The following is an 18,594-nucleotide window of genomic DNA, read 5'->3' as shown; positions in this document are numbered from 1 at the left end:
GCCCGGCCGGAAGGAGAACCTCATGACGGCATCGGCCGCCCCGTCGCCGGGGACGTTCGTCGAGCTCGAGATCGGGGGGATGACCTGCGCCTCGTGCGCCATGCGGATCGAGAAGAAGCTCAACCGGCTCGACGGCGTCACCGCGACCGTGAACTACGCGACCGAGAAGGCGAGGGTCACCGTCCCGGACGGCGTCGACGCCGCCACGCTCATCGCGGAGGTCGAGAAGACGGGTTACACGGCGCAGGTCCCGCGCGCCGAGGCCCCCACCGCCGACGAGGACGCGGGCACGGACACGGACGACCCCGAGCTCACCGCGCTGCGGCACCGGCTGATCGGCGCCGTCGTGCTGTCGGTCCCGGTCATCGCCATGGCGATGGTCCCCGCGCTCCAGTTCACGTACTGGCAGTGGGCGAGCCTCGTGCTCACCGCGCCCGTCGTGGTGTGGGCGGCGTGGCCGTTCCACCGGGCCGCGTGGACCAACCTGCGCCACGGTGCGGCCACCATGGACACCCTGATCTCCGTCGGGACCAGCGCCGCGTTCCTCTGGTCGCTGTACGCGCTCTTCCTCGGCACGGCCGGGGAGCCGGGCATGACGCACCCGTTCACGCTCTCGGTCGCCCGGACCGACGGCGCGGCGAACATCTACCTCGAGGTCGCCGCGGGCGTCACGACGTTCATCCTCGCGGGCCGCTACTTCGAGAAGCGGTCCAAGCGGCAGGCGGGCGCCGCGCTGCGCGCCCTGCTCGAGCTCGGCGCGAAGGACGTCGCGGTGCTGCGCGACGGCGCGGAGACCCGCATCCCGATCACCGACCTCGCCGTGGGCGACGAGTTCGTCGTGCGCCCGGGCGAGAAGATCGCGACGGACGGCACCATCGTGGCCGGCACGTCCGCCGTCGACGCCTCGATGCTCACGGGCGAGTCCGTGCCCGTCGAGGTCGGGGAGGGCGACGCCGTCACCGGGGCGACCGTGAACGCCGGCGGGCGGCTCGTCGTGCGCGCGACGCGCGTCGGCGGCGACACCCAGCTCGCGCAGATGGCGCGCCTCGTCGAGGACGCGCAGTCCGGCAAGGCGCAGGTCCAGCGCCTCGCCGACCGGGTCTCCGCGATCTTCGTCCCCATCGCCATCGCGATCGCCGTCGGCGCCCTGGGCGCGTGGCTCGGGGCGGGCGCCCCCGCCTCGGCGGCGTTCACGGCCGCCGTCGCGGTCCTCATCATCGCGTGCCCGTGCGCGCTCGGCCTGGCCACCCCGACGGCGCTGCTCGTCGGGACGGGACGCGGCGCGCAGATGGGGGTGCTCATCAAGGGACCGGAGGTCCTGGAGTCCACGCGCTCCGTGGACACCGTGGTGCTCGACAAGACCGGCACCGTGACGACGGGCGTCATGACGCTCGCCGACGTCGTCACCGGGACGGGCACGGACCGCGCGGAGCTCCTGCGCCTCGCGGGCGCGCTGGAGGACGCCTCCGAGCACCCCGTCGCCCGGGCGATCGCCCGCGGTGCGGCGCAGGAGGTGGGCCCGCTCCCCGTGCCCACGGAGTTCACCAACGTCGAGGGCAAGGGCGTGCAGGGCGTCGTGGACGGGCGAGCCGTGCTCGTCGGCAGAGAGACGCTCCTCGCCGAGTGGGCGCAGCACCTCCCGCGCGAGCTCGCCGACGCCAAGGCCCGCGCCGAGGAGCAGGGCGGCACGGCCGTCATCGTCGGCTGGGACGGGCAGGCTCGCGGCGTCCTCGTGGTGGCCGACGCGGTCAAGCCCACGAGCGCCGAGGCGATCCGCCAGCTCCGCGCCCTCGGCCTCACCCCGGTGCTCCTCACCGGGGACAACGCGACCGTCGCCCGACGGATCGCGGCCGAGGTCGGCATCGACGAGGTCATCGCGGAGGTCATGCCGAGCGACAAGGTCGACGTCGTCAGCCGGCTCCAAGGCGAGGGCAAGGTCGTCGCGATGGTCGGCGACGGCGTGAACGACGCCGCCGCCCTGGCGCAGGCAGACCTGGGCCTCGCCATGGGGACGGGCACGGACGTCGCGATCGAGGCCGCCGACATCACGCTCGTGCGCGGCGACCTCCGCTCCGCGGCCGACGCGATCCGCCTCGCGCGGCGGACGCTCGGGACGATCAAGGTGAACCTCTTCTGGGCCTTCGCCTACAACGTCGCCGCGATCCCCCTGGCGGCCCTCGGCCTGCTCAACCCGATGCTCGCCGGTGCCGCCATGGCGTTCTCGAGCGTCTTCGTGGTGGGCAACAGCCTGCGCCTGCGGTCGTCCTCCAGCCGCGCGACGGGCTGACCGCCGGAGCGGTCCCTCACACCCGGACGCGTCGAGCGGTGGAGGCTCAGGCGCGCGACGCCGTCACGTCGCCGACGACGCGCACCTCGACGTCGACGCCGTCCACCGTCTCGGGGACCGCGACGTCGTCGGACGTCACGTTGACGCGCAGCAGCCAGTCGTCGCCCACGCCGGACGTCCCGGCGCCGCGCACCGGCGCACCGGTCAGGTCGGCGCGCGCGATGCCGACGCCGGTCACGCCGTCGAGGCCCGCGAGCTCGTCGCGCAGCGCGGCCTTGGCCTCCCGGGCTCGTTCGAGGGTCGCCACGGCAACCACCTCCCGCACCCATTGTGCGCCCGACGACGGCCGGGGGGCAGGGCCGAGCGTCCCGAGCAACGTCGCGGCGGTTCAGCCGGACGGCGTCGCGCCGGCTCGGCCGAGCAGCGTCGCCCCCAGCCGATCGAGGACCGTCCCGATCGGGTTGCAGTACGTGAGCCCCGTGCCGTTGGCACCGCCGGTCTCCGACCCCGCGAACAGCAGCCCCAGCGCCACGCCGTCCTCGCGGTACACGAGCGACCCGGAGTCGCCGCCGCGCGAGAAGGGCCCGTCTCCCGTGGACTCGACCTCGATCTGGTCGTCGAAGCGCAGCGCACCGAGCCCGTCGCCGTACCCGACGACGACGTCGTCGAGCTCGATCGCTGTGACCCGCCCCGCGGTGACGCCCGTGGTCCGGCCCGACTTGCCCACGACCTCGCCGCCCAGCGCGACCGCCGTCGTCGTGATCCGGCCGACCGGGTACTCCGGGTCGACGTCCGGGTCGTCGAGCAGCGCGACCGCAGCGTCCACGGTCTGGGTGACCCCGGCCTCCAGAGAGACCAGCCCGGCGAGGGTGCCCACGCGGTCGTCGGGCGCGCGACCGCCGTCGGCCGGGCCGGGCTGCACGACGACGTCCCCCACCCGCGCGGCCGGCGAGCCGACGAGCACGTGCCAGTTGGACAGCGCGTAGACCGAGGCCTCGTCGGCGCCGTCGACCGCGGGCGGCGCGACGCGCACGAACGCCCCGAGCGTCCCCGCGGTGACGTCCACGTGCGCGACGGAGACCCCGGGCCGCAGCGGCCGGACGCGGCCGGTCTCGCCGGTCGCGTACGCGGTGACGACGGGCGGGCGGACGCCCGGGCCGTCGCCGCGGGCACGCCCGGCGCCCGGCGCGGCGGCGAGCGGACGGATGCGTCCCGTGCGCCGCACGTCCACCGTGTCGCCCGCCTCGGAGGCGACCTTGCGCGCGATGCTGCGCGCGGTGGGCACCCCGAGGCGGTACCGGACCGCGATCGCGTACCCGCCGTCGTCGTGCGGGGCGAGCCCGATCGCGAGCGTGGGGGCGCGCACGACCTCCGCGGCGTCGGGCACGTCGCGAGCCTCGATCGCCGTGCCCGACCGGCCCGGCAGGCCCGACCGCTCGGCGAGCTCGCGCGCGTAGTCCGCGAGCTGCGACTTGATCTCCCGTGCCTTCTGCTGGTCCATCGGTGCACCGTCCCCTCGCCCGGCGGACGGCTCCCGCCGCCCGCGTCCTGCCGAGCGAGTCTGGCGGCAGCCGCCCACACGCGCACCGCGGCGCGCCGCACCCGCGTCAGGCGCGCAGGAGCTGCTCCACCCGGACGGACCGGCGGCGCGCGACGACGAGCGTCGTCACCGCGACGGACACGAGGCCCCACAGGACCAGGGCCACGGCGTCGCCCGCTCCCCCGGCCGCGCCGGGGTCGACGATCGACGTGAGCAGGCGGAGCGCCGAGCCCACCGGCAGGACGTCGCGCAGGCTCGTGAGCGCAGCCGGGACGGTCGCGACGATGCCGGTCGCGACGAGCAGCACCGCGACGAGCAGGCCGATCGCGCGCCCCACGTTCCCGAGGAGCGCGGCGAGCGCCTGGTTGAGCGCGACGAACACGACCGACGCGAGCGCCCCGGACGCGAGCAGACCGATCCAGCCGCCCACGCTCGCACCCTCGACCGCGGCGAGGACGCCGCCGACCACGAGACCGGTCGCCGCGGCGATCCCGGCCGGGAGCGCGAGCGCCGCGAGCGCGAGCCGGCCGGGGCCGCGCGTCGACCCGAGGAGCCGTGCCGGGACCGGCGGGAACGCGACGAAGATCGCGAGCGCGCCCAGCCACAGCGCGAGCACCGCGAACAGCGGGCCGGTCGAGCCGGTCCCGAGGTCGTCGACGCCGGGCGCGGCCACGGGGTCGGCCACGACGCTCGCGAGGTTCTCGCGCTCCGCGTCGGTGTACGAGGGGATCTGCCCGGTCGCCTCGCCCAGACCGTCGGCGAGGTCGGACGTGCCGCCCGCGAGCTGCCCGACGCCGCCCGCGAGGTCGCCCGCGCCCGTCGCCAGCTCCTGGGTGCCGGTCGCGAGCTGGTCCGCGCCGGTCCCGAGGGCGCCGACGCCGTCGGCGAGCCGGTCGGCGCCGCTGCCGAGCGCCCCGACCCCGGCGGCCAGGCCGTCGGCCCCGGTGGACAGCTGGCCCGCGCCGCCGGAGAGCTGCGCCGCGCCGTCCGCGACCTGGTCCGCGCCGGGCGCGAGCTGCCCGAGCCCGGTGGAGAGCGCGGCCGCGCCCTGGGCCACGCCGGCGGCCCCGGTCGACGCCTGCGCCGCGCCCGCGGCGAGGTCGTCGGCACCCGTGGCGAGCCGGTCGACGCCCGCCGCGAGCGCGTACAGGCCGGTCGGGGCGCCACCCTGGCCCGACGGCGAGCCCGCCAGAGCCTCGTTCCCCGCGGCGACGCCCGCCGCGCCCGCGGCGAGCGGGCGCAGCGCGGCGAGCTGCTGGTCGAGCGCCTGGCACGTCGGGCTCGCCGGGTCCTGCGCGCACCCGGCAGCGACCTTCTGCTGCTCGAGACCGGCGACGACCTGGGCGAGGCCGCCCGCCACGTCGCGCGAACCCGTCGCGAGCGCGGTCGCGGTCTCGGGGAGCGACCGGCCCGTCGACGTGCCGTCGGGCAGCCGCACGTCCGCGATCGAGGCGTCGAGCGCGCCGAGCCCGCTCGCGAGGTCCGACGCCCCGGTGGACAGCTCCCCCACGCCGCCCGCGAGGCTCTGCGCCCCGGAGGCGAGCTGCCCCGCGCCCGCGGCGCTCTGCCCGACGCCGTCCGCCACCTGCCGCGACCCCGCGGCGAGGCCCTGGGCGCCGCTCGCGACGCCCTGCGCGCCCGACGCGAGCTGGTCCGCGCCGCTGCCGAGCTCCCCGACCCCGGCGGCCAGGCCGTCCGCGCCCGTGCCGAGCTCGCCGACGCCGGACGCGAGCGCGCTCGCCCCGGTGGCGACCTCGCCCGCGCCCGACGCGAGCTGCGTCGCCCCGTCGCTCGCCTGGGCGGCGCCGTCGGCGAGCTGGTCCGCGCCGTCGGCCGCCTCGCCGAGCTGGTCGTGGAGCGTCGTGAAGCCGGTGAGGACGCCGTCCACGTAGTTCTCGGTGAGCGTCGTGCCGAGCACCGACGTCGCGGTCGTGGTGACGATGCGCGCGAGCGCCTCGTCGACGACCCGCCCGCCCGGCGTCGTCTCGACGGACAGCGTGGCCTGCGTCGCGGCCGACGGGTCGCCGCCGAACGACGTGGCCGCCGCGGAGAAGTTCTCCGGGATCGTCACGACGGCCGCGTACGTGCCGTCGGCGAGCCCGGCCGCGGCGTCGTCCGCGTCGGTGATGACCCAGTCGTAGTTCGTCGTCCCCGGGTCGGGCTGCACGGCGACCGCGCCGGTGTCGGTCGAGGCGGCGCCGCCGCTGACGAGCCCGGCGGTGAGCTGACGGCCGAGCGGGACGGTCTGGCCGTCCACCTCGACCGGCTCGTCGAGGTTCACGACCGCGGCCTTGACCGTGTCCAGCCGTTCCTGCGGGTTCCACAGCGCCCACAGGAGCAGGCCGAGGACGGCGAGGGGCAGCGCGACCGCGGCGGCCACGGTCCACGCGCGCCGGGCGTCGACGCGGCGGGGACGCGCGCCGCCGGTCCGTGCGTCCGGCGCGGTCGGGTCGGCGGTCGGGTCGGTCGGGACCGGCTCGGGCGGGAAGACGCTCATGCGGGCACCTCCTCGGTGCGCGGGCCGACGACGGGCGCGGCGGGGACGGTGCGGTCGGGGTCGTGCGGGTCGTGCAGGTCGAGCACGGGCGTGCCGGGCGGGGCGAGGTCCGTCGGTGCCGGGCCGACGGCGCCGAGCACCACCGCCGTGCCGCGCCCCGCCGCGTCGGCGAGCACCTCGGCCAGCGCGGCCCGCTCGGCGGGCGACGTGACGGCGTCGGTCCCGACGACGGCGAGGAGCCGGGGCCGCTCGCGCAGGACCTCGGCGACGCTCGCCGCCGCCGGCACGCGGTGCGCCGCGGGCGCCGGGGCGTCGCCGGGGAGCGCGGCGACGTCCGCCGCGAGGTCCACGAGCGCGACGCGCCGCCGCACGGTCAGCGCACGCTCCGGCAGCACGAGGCCCGTGACCTTGAGCGCCCCGCTCGTCGGGCGCAGGCGCCCCGCGAGCGCGAGCACGACCCCGGACACCGCCGCGGGCGACTCCCCGTGCACGACGAGCGACCCGCCGTCGGGCACCCGGACCGTGACCGGCTCGGCCAGCGGGCCGCGCGCGCCGGCGACCACGAGGTCGTGCGCGACGACCGCGTCCGTGCTGCCCGGCTCCGGCCAGTCCGCGAGCGCGAGCTCCTTCGACAGCCCCTCGCCCTCGACGTCGAACGACGGCAGCACCCGGTCGAGCCAGCGCGGCATCCACCACGCCTTGTCGCCGAGCAGCGCGAGCACGGCCGGGACGAGCGTCATGCGCACGACGAACGCGTCGACGAGGACGCCCACCGCGAGGCCGAGCGCGATGGGCTTGAGGCTCATGTCGCCCTCGGGCACGAACGCCACGAACACGGCGAACATGATGACCGCGGCCGCGGTGACGACCTTCGCCGACGCCTGGAACCCCGTGAAGATCGACCGCCGGGCCTGGCCCGAGTGCACGTAGTCCTCGCGGATGCGCGCCACGAGGAACACCTCGTAGTCCATCGCGAGGCCGAACAGCACGCCCATGAGGACGATCGGCATGAACGAGATGACCGGCCCGAGCCGTGTCACGTGCAGCGCGTCCGCGAGGAACCCGTGCTCGAACACGAGCGTCACGACGCCGAACGCGGCACCGACCGAGAACAGGTAGCCGAGCGTCGCCTTGATCGGCACCGCGACCGACCGGAACACCATCGTCAGCAGCACGAGGGACAGGCCGACGACGACGAACGCGAACGGCAGCAGCGCCGCCCCGAGCTTCGCCGAGACGTCGATCCCGACGGCCGTGAAGCCCGTGACCGCGAGGTCGACGCCGTACTCGTCGAGGAAGTGGTCGTGCTGCGCGCGGATCTCCGTGACGAGGTCCTTCGTCTCCTCCGAGTCCGGCGCGCCGGTCGGGACGACCTGCACGATGCCCGTGTCCGCCGTGAGGTTCGGCGTCGCGAGCGGCACATCCGCCACGCCCGGGAGGTCCGCGATCTCGTCGCCCAGGTCGTTCATGAGACCGACGGGGTCCGTCGACGTGACGATCGTGCCCGTGACGATGAGCGGCCCGTTGAAGCCCGGGCCGAAGTGCTCCGACACCAGGTCGTACGTGACGCGCGCCTGGTTGTCCTCGGGCAGCGTCCCTGCGTCGGGCAGCGCGAGCTGCAGGTCGCGCGCCGGCAGCGTGAGCAGCACGATCGCGGCGACGACGAGCCCGATGGTCAGCAGCGGGATCCGCGTGACGGCGCGCACCCACCCCGCGAAGAAGCGGTTGCGGTGCTCGGTCGTGGTCGGGTCGGAGACGTCTCGGGTCGGGTCGGAGGCGTCCCGGGTCGGGTCGGAGAGGTCCCGGGTCGGGTCCGCGGTGGGGGCGCCCTCGGTGCTCGGGGCTGCCGCGCCGTCACCCGGGTCGTCCGGGCGGGGGTTCACGAGCGCGGCTTGACGCCCTGTCGCATCCGAGGCCGCCCCCACCGCTCGTCCGGTCCGTCGCCCGCGCGACCCGGTCGCCCCGGTCGCCCCGGTCGCCCCGGTCGCCCCGGTCGCCCCGGTCGCCCCGGTCGACCTTCCGCCGTCCGCTCCCGCGGCCGCACGCCGTCGCCCACGCCCTCGACGGCGCGGTGCCTTCGGGCGGAGGCGCTCGCCCGCGAAGCCCAGCATGGCGGGCAGCAGCGTGATCGAGACGAGGACGGCGAGCCCGACCCCGACGGCGGCGGCGACGCCCATGACGGTGAGGAACGGGATGCCGGCGACGCCGAGGCCGACGAGCGCGATCATGACGGTGAGGCCCGCGAAGATGACGGCCGAGCCGGCGGTGGCGACGGCCCGCGCCGTGGCCTCCTCGACGCTGAGGCCGGTCGCGAGCTCGTCGCGCTGCCGGGACACGATGAACAGCGCGTAGTCGATGCCGACGGCGAGGCCGAGCATGACGGCGAGCATCGGGGTCGTGGAGTTGATCTGCGCGACGGCGGTCGCGGCGAACAGGAGCCCCATGCTCACGCCGACCCCGACGACGGCGTTGAGGAGCGGCAGACCGGCGGCGACGAACGAGCCGAACGTGAGCACGAGCACGACGAGCGCGACGAGGAGGCCGAGCGCCTCGGTGACGGTGAGGGTCGGGAACTCGGTGCTGAAGAGCTGGCCGCCGAGCGCGGCCTGCGCGCCGTCGGGCAGGGCCGCGGCGAGGTCGTCGACGACGTCGCCGAGCGCGTCCTTCGTGGCGTCGGTGACCTCGCTCTGGCCCTCGTCGAGCTGGACGGTCATGAGGGTCGCGACGTCGTCGTCGCTGACCGACGCGGGCATGGTGTCGTCGTAGGGGGAGGTGACGGCGGCGACGCCGTCGACCTCGCCGAGCGCGGTGACGGCGTCCTCCACGGGGCCGCGGACGGCGTCGTCCTCGATGGTCGAGCCGTCGGGAGCGACGACGACGACCTGCGCGGACGCCCCGCTGACCTGCGGGAACGTGGCGGCGAGACGGTCGAGCGCGGCCTGCGACTCGGTGCCGGGGATGGTCACCTCGTCGTCGAGGCCCTGGCCGACGAGCCCGGCGAGCCCTCCGGCCAGCACGAGGATGCCGATCCAGGCCACGAGGACGAGCCGGCGCGCCCCGACCGCCCAACGGCCGAGCGAGTACAGCGCTGAGGACACGGGCGGCCTCCCGGGGAGAGTGCAGACGGATTCGAGGATACGCCGCTGTATCCGATGCGCGAACGTATCGGATACACTCGTGCATCGCAAGGCCGCCCGGTTCGGGCGGCGCCGTCCGACAGTGGGAGCATGTCCGGCGTGACGACGGACCTCGACCCGACCCGAGTCGACCGCGCGGAGAGCGACGCGCCGCTCTCGCGGCGCCGCGAGCGCACGCGCGAGCGCCTGCTCGACGCCGCCTACGGCCTCTTCGCCGAGCACGGCATCAACGGCACCTCGATCGAGGCGGTGTGCGAGGCCGCGGGCTTCACCCGCGGCGCGTTCTACTCGAACTTCGAGTCGAAGGAGTCGCTGTTCCTCGCCCTCACGGAGCGCGAGATCCGGACGCGCATGCGCAACCTCGAGGCCGCCGTCGAGCACCTGCCCGACGACCCGGTCCGCGACGGCGTCATCGCGCCCGACACGATCGCCGCGATCGTCGCCGCCGTCATGGCCGACCCGCGCGACGAGCGCCGCTGGTGCCTCATGAGCGCGGAGCTCGAGCTGCTCGCGCTGCGCGACCCGCAGGTCGCGGCGCGGTTCGCGGACCAGGAGGAGTCGTTCCGCGCCGAGCTCGCGGGCATCCTCACCCGCGTGCTCACCGAGGTCGGGATGCGGTTCGCGATCGACCCGGCCGCCGCGACGCGCGTGCTGATCAGCGCGTACACGTGCGCGGCGCGCGACGCGTTCCTCAGCCCCGCGGGCGACGACGCCGTGCAGCGCGCCCAGAGCGCGGAGTGGCTCCCGGCGCTCGTCGGCCGGCTCGTCGAGCCGCTGCCCGCCGCGGACTGAGAACCGCCCCCCGGTGTGGGTGGCGCGCGTCACACTGGCGGCATGGCACTCACCTTCAGCGGCGCCGTGGTCGACTGCGCCGACCCCGCCGCCGTGGCGGACTTCTGGCAGGCCGCGCTCGGGTGGACGGGGCGCGAGACCGGGCCGCACGGCGAGGCCGTGCTCTTCCCGCGCGACGGCGAGACGATCCTCGGGCCGCCGAGCCTCGTCTTCCAGCGCGTCCCCGAGGGCAAGACGGTGAAGAACCGCCTCCACCTCGACTTCTCGTCGTCGACCCAGGCCGCCGACGTCGCACGGCTCGAAGAGCTCGGCGCGCGCCGCGTCGACGTCGGGCAGGGCGAGCACGAGACGTTCGTCGTCCTGGCGGACGTCGAGGGCAACGAGTTCTGCGTCCTGCGCGGCGACTGACCCCGGGTCACGCGGGGTCGGGGCGGTACACCGCGGCCGAGCCCGGGGGCGGCTCCCCCACGTCCGCGACGGGGCGCGGGTCGTACGCCTCCGCGGTGAGGTCCGCCCGCTCGACGCGCGAGAGCCGGAACCAGCGGATCGCCTCGCGCGTGCGGCACCACGCGACGAGGTACCAGCGGCCGTCGGTGTGCGCGAGCAGCACGGGCTCCACGCGACGCGTCGACGTCGCCCCGCGCCCGTCCCGGTAGCGGATCGCCAGCACGCGCCCGCCCGCGATCGACTGCTCGACCGCGCGCAGCACCCCGAGGTGGGTCCGCGCACGCCCGACGACGTCGCCGCGGCCGGACGCGGTCGTGTCGCCGTGCGGCTCATCCGGGTGGACGGCGGCGGGCGGGACGGCGTCGGCCGGGACGGCGGGCGGGCCTGCTGCGGGCGGGACGACGTCGGGCGGGCTCGCGGGCGGGACGGCGTCGGGCGGGCTCGCAGGCGGGACGGCGTCGGGCAGGTCCGGGTCCGGCGCGGCGTGGCGGACCCACACGCGGGCGGCGAGCGCCTCGGCCCGCGCGCGGTCGCCCGCGCCGAGCGCGTCCCACACCTTGCCGCGGGCGGCGAGGGCGTCGACCGCGAACGGGCTGCCGGGCGGGAGCGTCGCGAGCGCGACGGCCACGGCGACGGCCTGGCCGGGCGTGAAGTTCACGGGCGGCAGCGACGCGCTCGGGTCGAGCACGTACCCGCCCCCGGGGCCCGCCTGGGCCCAGATCGTGAGCCCGGCCTGCTGGAGCGCGGCGACGTCGCGCTTGATCGTCCGCTCGCTCACCTCGAGCGCCGCGGCGAGGCGCGGCCCCGTCGTCCCGGTCCGGCCCGCGCGGCGCAGCTCCTCCGCGAGCGCGTAGAGGCGCTCCGTCCTGTTCACCCGAGAATGGTGACAGACAGGTGTCACCGACACCCTGCGAGGGTGGCTGCATGAGCACCCACGGAACACCCGAGCAGCCCGTCCACGTCGTCCTCGTCCCCGGCTTCTGGCTGGGCGCGTGGGCCTGGGACGACGTCGTCCCCCACCTCGAGGCCGCCGGCCTCGTCCCCCACCCGGTGACCCTGCCGGGCCTGGAGCCCGGCGCGACCGCGGCCGACCGCGCGCACGTCACGCGCGCGGACCACGTCGCCGCGGTCACGCGCCTCATCGAAGAGCTCGACGGCCGCGTCGTGCTCGTCGGGCACAGCGGCGGCGGGCCGGTCGTGCAGGAGGCCCTCGACCGGGACCCCGCGCGCATCGAGCGCGTCGTCTACGTCGACACGGGCCCGCTCGTCGACGGCGCGGCGCTGTCGCCGGAGCTTCCGGCCGATGCCGCAGAGGTCCCGCTCCCGACGTGGGAGGAGCTCGCCGAGGCCGGGTCGAGCGTCGACGGGCTGGACGAGGCCGCGCTGGCGCGTTTCCGCGAGCGGGCGGTGCCCACCCCGGGAACCGTCGCGCGGGGGGCCGTGCGGGTGTCGGACCCGCGGCGCCTGCGGGTGCCCGCGACCGCCGTCTGCTCGTCGATCCCGTCCGCCGTCCTCGCCGAGATGGCGCACCCGGGGCCGCCCCTGCACACCGAGCTGGGCGAGGTCGAGGACGTCACCTACGTCGACCTCCCGACCGGCCACTGGCCGATGCTCTCGCGCCCCCGGGACCTCGCGGCCGTGATCGTCGACGCCCTCTCCTGACCTCCGGGTGAGACATCGTGCGCGTTCCGGAAAAAAAGTCCCCGAAGTCGCGTCACAGACGGAGACTTCTGCCGTCTCCTCGTGTGGACGGCCGACCGGCCGCCGCAGAACGACGGACGACGAGACGGACCATGCACGACACCCTGCCCTCCGCCCCCTCGCGCACCGAGGTGCGCACCGCCCTGCTCTGGGCGCTCGAGAACGACCGCGACGCGCTCCTCGAGCACCGCGAGACGACCCAGCACTGCCTGTGGGCGGCCGCGCGCGGCGCCGCCGACCGGCGCCTCGTGCGGCGCTGGCGCGCGGCGGCCGCGGGGCTCCCGTCGACCGTCGCCTGACGCCGGTCGCCTGACGCCGGTCACCTGACGCTGACCGTCGGTGGGAGCCCTGCGGGCCGCCGCCCGCGGGCGGCGGTCCGGTCAGCCGAGCGTCGTCGGCAGCGCGGCGTCGCCCTCGCCCGGGACGGCCCCCAGCACGTGCTCCGCGAGGAAGGCCAGGACCACCTGGTACCAGACCTTCGCGTGCTGCGGCTGGAGGATCCAGTGGTTCTCGTCCGGGTAGAAGAGGAACCGGTGCACCGTGTCGCCGTCCGGGCCGGCGGGCAGCCCGGACGACGCGAGCAGCTCGTACCAGAGCCGCAGGCCCTCGCCGATCGGCACGCGATAGTCCTTGTCGCCGTGGATGACGAGCATCGGCGTCACGATGTCCTGGACGAACCGGTGCGGGCTGTTCTCCAGCGCCATCTCGTCCGTCATCTCGCGCGCCCAGTAGTACGCGTGGTCGGTCGTCGGGCCGAACTGGTCGAGCGCCCACAGGCTCGCGTGCGTGACGATCGCGCGGAAGCGGTCCGTGTGGCCCGCGACCCAGTTCGCCATGTACCCGCCGAAGGACCCGCCCATCGCGGCCGTCCGGGTCGCGTCGATCTCCGGGCGCGCCTCCACGGCGTCCGTGATCGCGAGCAGGTCCGTGTACGGGGCCTTGCCCCACGCGCCCCACCCGCGCTGCACGAAGTCCTGCCCGTACCCGGTCGACAGCGCCGGGTCCGGCAGCAGCACCGCGTAGCCCTGCGCGACCATCAGCCACGGGTTCCAGCGCCAGCTCCACGCGTTCCACGACCCGAGCGGGCCGCCGTGGATCCACAGCAGCAGCGGTGCCGGGTCCTCCGCGGACGCGCCGTGCGGCAGCGCGAGCCAGCCCCGCACACGCACGTCGTCCCCCGCCGCCGTCTCGACGTCGACGAGCGTGCCCGGCAGGTCGGGCGTCGCGACCGGGCCGCGCAGCGGCGTCGCGGGCACCGGCGTGCGGCCGCCCGGCGTGCCGGAGTCGAGGAACGTCCCGAGGTCGACGCGCACCGGGTGCGCGGGCTCCAGGTAGCTCGTCCGCAGCGCGTAGAGCGTCCGGCCGTCGGGCGCGACCTGCACGTCCGTGAACGTCGCGTCGTCGCTCGTCACGCGCTCCGCCGTGCCGTGCTCGGCAGCGCCGTTGCCCGCGGGGTCGAAGGGGACGAGGAAGACCGGGCCGCGGCCGTCGTCGTCCGCGGTGACGAGCAGGCCCGAGCCGTCGGGCAGCCAGCGCAGCGACGTCGGCCAGCGGTCCCAGTGCGGCACGAGCGTGCGCGGCGACGCGTGGTTCTCGGCGCGCGTCGTCGCCGAGTCGTCGTGGCCCTCCGCGGTCCCGGCGGGCCCGTCCGGCGCGTGCAGCGGCACGACGGCGAGGCTCTCCTCCGGCGCCTGGTGCGGCGTCGAGATCGTCTCGCGCACGAACGCGACCCACGCGCCGTCGGGCGAGATGCGGGGCGAGTGCGCCTCCGCGCGCGGCTCGTCGACGAGCGTGCGGCGCGCGCCCGTCGCCGTGTCGATCGCGACGAGCGTGCTGCGCACCTGCGGGCCGGGACCCGGCACCTGCCACGTCGTGACGAGCGTCGTGCCGTCGGCGGACAGGTCCGCCGAGTGCTCGTGCAGCGCGCGCCCCGGCGCCGTGCCGTCGTGCCCGACGCCGCGGCTCACGTCGCGCAGGTCGAGCAGCCGCGCGTCGTGCTCGGCGGCGGCGTGCTCGGCTGCGTGCTCCGCGGCGGTGTCCTGCGCTCCCGCGGCGAGCGGCGCGGTGCTGCCCGAGGTCGCGGGCGCGTCAGTCGCGTCGGTCGGGGCGGCCGGGGCGGCCGGGGCCGGGAGGGGCTGCGCGGGCGCGTCGACCAGCGTCGTGAGGTCGCCGACGAACCGGTGCGCCTCGTCGGGGCCACGGTCGTGGTCCCACTGCCGCACCGGGTAGGCGCGGTGCAGGATCGCCGCGACCTTCGCGTCCTTGCGCGCCGACCGGAGCTCGGCGTCGTGCGCGAGGTCGCGCGCGCTCGGCAGCACCGACGCCGCGACCGACACGACCGGCGCGTCCGTCGCCGCGAGCGGCCCGCTCACGCCCGCGGGCGCCGTGGCCACCACGCGCGCCTCCCCGCCCGACGCCGGCAGCAGCCACAGCGCCGCCGTCGCGTCGTCGTCGGAGCCGCCGTCCGGGTCGGGCCGCGCCGACGTGAACAGCACGTCGCCCGCGCCGGTGAACGTCGCGCTCGACTCGCCCTTCGTGCTGCGCGTCAGCCGACGCGCGGGCGCCTCGCCCGCCGGGTCGACCTCCCACAGCGCCGCCCGGTAGCCGGTGCGCTGCGGGTCGAGCGTCTGGACGGTCGTGACGAGGCGCGTCCCGTCGGGCGAGAGCGCGAGGCCCCCGACGCGCGGGATCGCGAGATATCGGTCGAGATCGTGGAACGGTCCCACGGTCGGGTCGGGTGTACCGGGCGTGCCAGCCAGATTGCTCACCCGTACGTCCTATCACGCCCCTCCCCCGGAAACGGCTCCCGCCGAACACGGGATCAGAGACCGGAATCCGCCGATTCGGGTCTTCTACCCCGTGCTCGACCGTCGCCTTTCCCGTGTTCGGGCCTCTGTCACGCGGGGAGGGCGCCGCGATGGCCGAGGAAGGCTCGTACCGCGGGGCCGACGCCGCCCGGCACGTCACGACCCGTGAACCGGAGCAGCTCGATCGTGCCCGAGGCGGCGAGACGGTTCTGGCGCGTGCGATCGGCGTACACGGCCTGAGGGTCGGAGTGCACGTCCGCTCCGTCCATCTCCGCCACCAGCCACCGCCCGCCACCGAGGCGCCAACCCATGTCTCCCCGCGCGACGACGCGACCGTCCGCGTTGAGGACCGGCAGCTGGAGGACGTCGGGCGGCACGCCCGCATCCACGCAGTCGAGCCGCCCGAAGGACTCCAACGGCGACTCCGCGCGGCCGTCCGCCATTCCCCAGAGCGCGTGCGTGGCGGCGACGCCACGGCGCCCTCGTGCCAGGTCGTGCGCCCTCGCGAGCCCGTCGGGGTCGGTCGACCGCCGGTGCAGCGCGGAGTCCAGGACGGCCAGCGCGTGCGCGCGAGGCAGCTCGGGCACCGCCTGGGCGAGGGCGCGTTCGACGGTCGCGACGGCTCGCCCACCGATCTGGACGGTCGTCATCCCGTCGTCGAACTGCCGCAGGCGGATGCCGTCGCGCATGGTGCGGTCGCTCGCACGGGGCAGGGCGACCTCCGGGGCGACCCCGACGGGGATCCCCTGGACGCCGTGCAGCACGAGCGCCGTCGTCCCGACGGCGATGGCCTCCGGGCCGAAGGCGAGCAGGCCCGCCCACGCCGATCTTCGCCGCCTATCGTCCCAGTCCAGGCGCTGACCGCCCGGCGGCCGGAGGTCGTAGACACCCCGCGTGACGCGCGCCCAGGCACCCGAGTCGACGCGACGACGAGCGACGCGCGAGGAGACCCCCAAGGCGAGCAGCTGGTCGATCGACACGAGCCCGGCCTGCGCAGCGACGAGCCGGTCCAGCTCCGATGAGAACGCCATGGCCGGCATGGCACCACGACGCCCTCGTCCACTGCGGCACGAGCCTTCGCCCCCTGTGGACACCCGGCCCGGCACCGACCCTGTGCACAACAAGAGTCGCCCCCCATCACCGCCCCGCGAGCACGCGATCAGCGACCGAAATCACGGATTCTCGGTCGACAACCCCGTGTTCGTCGGGAGAGGGGGCGAGGAACGGGGGTCGGGGAGGGAGGGGGCAGGGTCGGTCAGTCGTTCCGCTTCGACATCTGGGCGAGCATGTCGTTGTACTCCTGGAGCTCGGCGTCGCCGTCGCGGTCGGCCTGGCGGTCGCGGCGCTTGGCCTCGCGCTCGTCGGAGCGCGTCCACATGACGGCGACGACGATCGCGAGGATGAGCGTCGGCAGCTCGCCGATGCCCCACGCGACGGCGCCGCCGCGCTGCTGGTCGGCGATGGCGCTCGGGCCCCACTCGCGGCCGAGGAGGCCGAACCACTCGGGCACGAGCAGCTCCTCGCCCGAGGTGAGCGCGACGCCGAAGAACGCGTGGAACGCCATGGTCGCGAACAGCAGGAGCAGACGCTGCGGGTAGGGCGGGCGGTGCGGGCCGGGGTCGATGCCGACGAGCGCGTTCGCGAACAGGTACCCCGCGAGCGTGAAGTGCACCAGCATGACGAGGTGGCCGGCGTACGTCGTGAGCGCGTACTCGAACGCGGGCGTGTAGTAGAAGACGATCATCGAGCCGGCGAAGTTCACCGCCGCGACGATCGGGTTCGCGAAGAACTGGCCCACGCGCGACGTGACGAGGGCGAGCACCCACTCGCGCGGTCCCCGCGACCCGTCCTTGCGCGGCGGCACCGCGCGCACCAGGAGCGTCACGGGGGCGGCGAGCACGAGGAAGATCGGCACGACCATCGCGAGGATCATGTGCTGGACCATGTGCGCGCTGAACAGCACGTGGCCGTACATCGCCGGGCCGCCGGACGTGACCCAGAACAGGACGAGGATCCCCAGGCACCAGGAGACGGTGCGCCCCACCGACCACGAGTCGCCGCGCCGCGCGAGACGGCGCACCCAGCGCAGGTACACGACGATCGCCGCGACGCACGCGAACGCGGGCAGCAGGTCCCAGCGCCACTCGGTGAACCAGCGGGCGAGCGTCGGCTCCGGCGGGAGCGCGTGCCCCGTCACCTGGTACGCGGCGGAGGTGTCGAGCGGCTCCTCCTGCGGCACGGGCGGGGCGGTGGACCCGAGCGCGACCGCGACGCCGGACACGGCGCCCATGATCGCGAGCTCGACCGCGACGAGGCGCCAGAACAGCCAGCGCGCGCCCTCCGCGGCCGCGGCCCGTGCGCTCGTGGACGACGACGCCCCTCCCGTCCCGGCACCGCTCGCCGGGGTGCGGTCCCCGGCCGGGCGGGCGGCCGCCGTCGGGCCGGCGAGGCGGCGCACGACGAGCTCGCGGTGCGCGAAGCCGACCGCGCCGAGGACGAGCAGGAGCGCGAGCTTGGTGAGCAGGAGGATGCCGTAGTCCGTCGTCAGGCCGGCGAGGGAGTCGACCCGGATGCTCGCGTTCGCGATGCCCGAGACGGCGACGGCGACGTAGCACCACAGCGCGATCGCGGAGTACCGCGCGACGGACGACGCGAAGTCCGCGCGGCCCAGGCCGCCGCGCACGCGCACGACGGCGAGCGTCCCGAGCCCGCCGACCCACAGCGCGGCGCCGGCCAGGTGCAGGAACATCGAGGAGACGGCGAGCTCGTGGCTCACCGCGCCGGCCGCGTGGCCGGTGTTGGCCTGCATCGCGAGGGCGACGAGGGCGAGGGCCGCGGTCCACATCGCCCCGGTCGCGCTGCGCACGGCGAGCGCGACGGCGGACGTCAGGGCCGCGACGACGACGATCGCGAGGTAGTTCCGGCCGAGGCTGACCTGCGAGACGAAGAGGCCGAGCTGGTCGCCGAACGTCGGGTTGGTGACCGGCGTGCTCGAGATGGAGGAGTAGCGCAGCACGACCTGCAGGACGGTGAGCACCGCCCACGTGGCCGACGCCGCCCCCGCGACGCCGAGCGCCTTGCGCACGGGCGTCCCGGCGGGCAGCACGCACGCCGCGAGGACGAGCGAGCCGAGCGTGAGCGCGACGGCGAGCTCGGTGAGCACCGTGACGACCGGGGTGCCGAGGCGCGCGAGGGCGCCCGGGTCCGGGAAGCCGGCGGGGACGGTGAACGCGGCCGAGAACGCGCCGGCGGCGAGCACGGCGACGACCGCGACGACGACGGCGAACGGCCCGGCGACGACGAGCCACCACGGGTTCGCGGGTCGGGCGTCCGAGGGCGCGCGGCGCAGGGCAGTGGTGGTCACCCCACCAGGGTATCGACCGCGC

13 protein-coding genes are annotated in these 18,594 nt (G+C 76.1%); 5 read left to right on the top strand and 8 right to left on the bottom strand.

Features of this window, described 5'->3' with window-relative positions:
* Nucleotides 1-22 precede the first annotated feature (22 nt).
* The gene (locus HKK73_RS01865; protein WP_085386732.1) at nt 23-2,287 is read left to right on the top strand and encodes a cation-translocating P-type ATPase; all 2,265 of its coding nucleotides are present in this window, start codon (nt 23-25) and stop codon (nt 2,285-2,287) included.
* A gap of 46 nt (nt 2,288-2,333) precedes the next feature.
* Here HKK73_RS01865 and HKK73_RS01860 read toward each other — a convergent pair whose 3' ends face one another.
* The 4 genes from HKK73_RS01860 to HKK73_RS01845 all read right to left on the bottom strand — a co-directional run bounded on the left by HKK73_RS01860 (nt 2,334) and on the right by HKK73_RS01845 (nt 9,422).
* Nucleotides 2,334-2,594 carry a hypothetical protein gene (locus HKK73_RS01860; RefSeq protein WP_228485195.1) on the bottom strand — a complete coding sequence of 87 codons (261 nt, stop codon included), beginning with the start codon at nt 2,592-2,594 and terminating at the stop codon, nt 2,334-2,336.
* A gap of 81 nt (nt 2,595-2,675) precedes the next feature.
* Nucleotides 2,676-3,788, bottom strand: a complete 1,113-nt coding sequence (locus HKK73_RS01855; protein WP_171467318.1) for a hypothetical protein — start codon at nt 3,786-3,788, stop codon at nt 2,676-2,678.
* A gap of 106 nt (nt 3,789-3,894) precedes the next feature.
* Entirely contained in the window at nt 3,895-6,324 is a 2,430-nt protein-coding gene (locus HKK73_RS01850) for a YhgE/Pip domain-containing protein (RefSeq protein ID WP_171467317.1), read from the bottom strand.
* Nucleotides 6,321-9,422 carry an MMPL family transporter gene (locus HKK73_RS01845; RefSeq protein WP_171467316.1) on the bottom strand — a complete coding sequence of 1,034 codons (3,102 nt, stop codon included), beginning with the start codon at nt 9,420-9,422 and terminating at the stop codon, nt 6,321-6,323. The genes HKK73_RS01850 and HKK73_RS01845 overlap by 4 nt, the downstream gene beginning before the upstream one ends.
* 129 nt (nt 9,423-9,551) lie before the next feature.
* On the opposite strand from HKK73_RS01845, the gene HKK73_RS01840 reads away from it, so the two are divergent.
* On the top strand, nt 9,552-10,253 hold the full coding sequence (locus tag HKK73_RS01840; RefSeq protein ID WP_171467315.1) for a TetR/AcrR family transcriptional regulator: 702 nt from the start codon (nt 9,552-9,554) through the stop codon (nt 10,251-10,253).
* Between the two features lie 42 nt (nt 10,254-10,295).
* Entirely contained in the window at nt 10,296-10,661 is a 366-nt protein-coding gene (locus tag HKK73_RS01835) for a VOC family protein (protein WP_171467314.1), read from the top strand.
* Between the two features lie 7 nt (nt 10,662-10,668).
* On the opposite strand, the gene HKK73_RS19040 is transcribed toward HKK73_RS01835, so the two are convergent.
* Nucleotides 10,669-11,574: a YafY family protein gene (locus HKK73_RS19040; RefSeq protein ID WP_171467313.1), complete on the bottom strand. Its 906-nt coding sequence runs from the start codon at nt 11,572-11,574 to the stop codon at nt 10,669-10,671.
* A 50-nt stretch (nt 11,575-11,624) separates the two neighbouring features.
* Between HKK73_RS19040 and HKK73_RS01825 the strand changes: the two genes are divergently transcribed.
* Complete coding sequence (locus HKK73_RS01825; RefSeq protein ID WP_171467312.1) at nt 11,625-12,362, top strand: alpha/beta fold hydrolase; 738 nt, start codon at nt 11,625-11,627, stop codon at nt 12,360-12,362.
* A gap of 131 nt (nt 12,363-12,493) precedes the next feature.
* Nucleotides 12,494-12,700 carry a hypothetical protein gene (locus HKK73_RS01820; protein WP_061267027.1) on the top strand — a complete coding sequence of 69 codons (207 nt, stop codon included), beginning with the start codon at nt 12,494-12,496 and terminating at the stop codon, nt 12,698-12,700.
* Between the two features lie 81 nt (nt 12,701-12,781).
* On the opposite strand, the gene HKK73_RS01815 is transcribed toward HKK73_RS01820, so the two are convergent.
* The 3 genes from HKK73_RS01815 to HKK73_RS01805 form a co-directional block, all read right to left on the bottom strand.
* Entirely contained in the window at nt 12,782-15,160 is a 2,379-nt protein-coding gene (locus HKK73_RS01815) for a prolyl oligopeptidase family serine peptidase (protein ID WP_371810615.1), read from the bottom strand.
* Nucleotides 15,161-15,297: 137 nt separating this feature from the next.
* The gene (locus HKK73_RS01810) at nt 15,298-16,239 is read right to left on the bottom strand and encodes a type IV toxin-antitoxin system AbiEi family antitoxin domain-containing protein (protein ID WP_171467311.1); all 942 of its coding nucleotides are present in this window, start codon (nt 16,237-16,239) and stop codon (nt 15,298-15,300) included.
* A 224-nt stretch (nt 16,240-16,463) separates the two neighbouring features.
* Nucleotides 16,464-18,572, bottom strand: a complete 2,109-nt coding sequence (locus HKK73_RS01805; RefSeq protein WP_171467310.1) for a cytochrome c oxidase assembly protein — start codon at nt 18,570-18,572, stop codon at nt 16,464-16,466.
* Nucleotides 18,573-18,594 lie beyond the last annotated feature (22 nt).

The sequence above is a fragment of the Cellulosimicrobium sp. 72-3 genome (genome assembly GCF_013127315.1).
GTDB classification, from domain to species: Bacteria; Actinomycetota; Actinomycetes; order Actinomycetales; family Cellulomonadaceae; genus Cellulosimicrobium; species Cellulosimicrobium funkei.
The sequence above is the reverse complement of the archived record's forward strand: the minus strand, read 5'-3'. Positions and strand labels throughout refer to the sequence as shown.

Bases quoted from the DNA above. Each gene is read 5' to 3' on its own strand.
- HKK73_RS01825 (WP_171467312.1), top strand. From the start codon at position 11,625: ATGAGCACCCACGGAACACCCGAGCAGCCCGTCCACGTCGTCCTCGTC.
- HKK73_RS01810 (WP_171467311.1), bottom strand. From the start codon at position 16,239: ATGGCGTTCTCATCGGAGCTGGACCGGCTCGTCGCTGCGCAGGCCGGG.
- HKK73_RS01835 (WP_171467314.1), top strand. From the start codon at position 10,296: ATGGCACTCACCTTCAGCGGCGCCGTGGTCGACTGCGCCGACCCCGCC.
- HKK73_RS01840 (WP_171467315.1), top strand. From the start codon at position 9,552: ATGTCCGGCGTGACGACGGACCTCGACCCGACCCGAGTCGACCGCGCG.
- HKK73_RS01865 (WP_085386732.1), top strand. From the start codon at position 23: ATGACGGCATCGGCCGCCCCGTCGCCGGGGACGTTCGTCGAGCTCGAG.
- HKK73_RS01820 (WP_061267027.1), top strand. From the start codon at position 12,494: ATGCACGACACCCTGCCCTCCGCCCCCTCGCGCACCGAGGTGCGCACC.
- HKK73_RS01850 (WP_171467317.1), bottom strand. From the start codon at position 6,324: ATGAGCGTCTTCCCGCCCGAGCCGGTCCCGACCGACCCGACCGCCGAC.
- HKK73_RS01855 (WP_171467318.1), bottom strand. From the start codon at position 3,788: ATGGACCAGCAGAAGGCACGGGAGATCAAGTCGCAGCTCGCGGACTAC.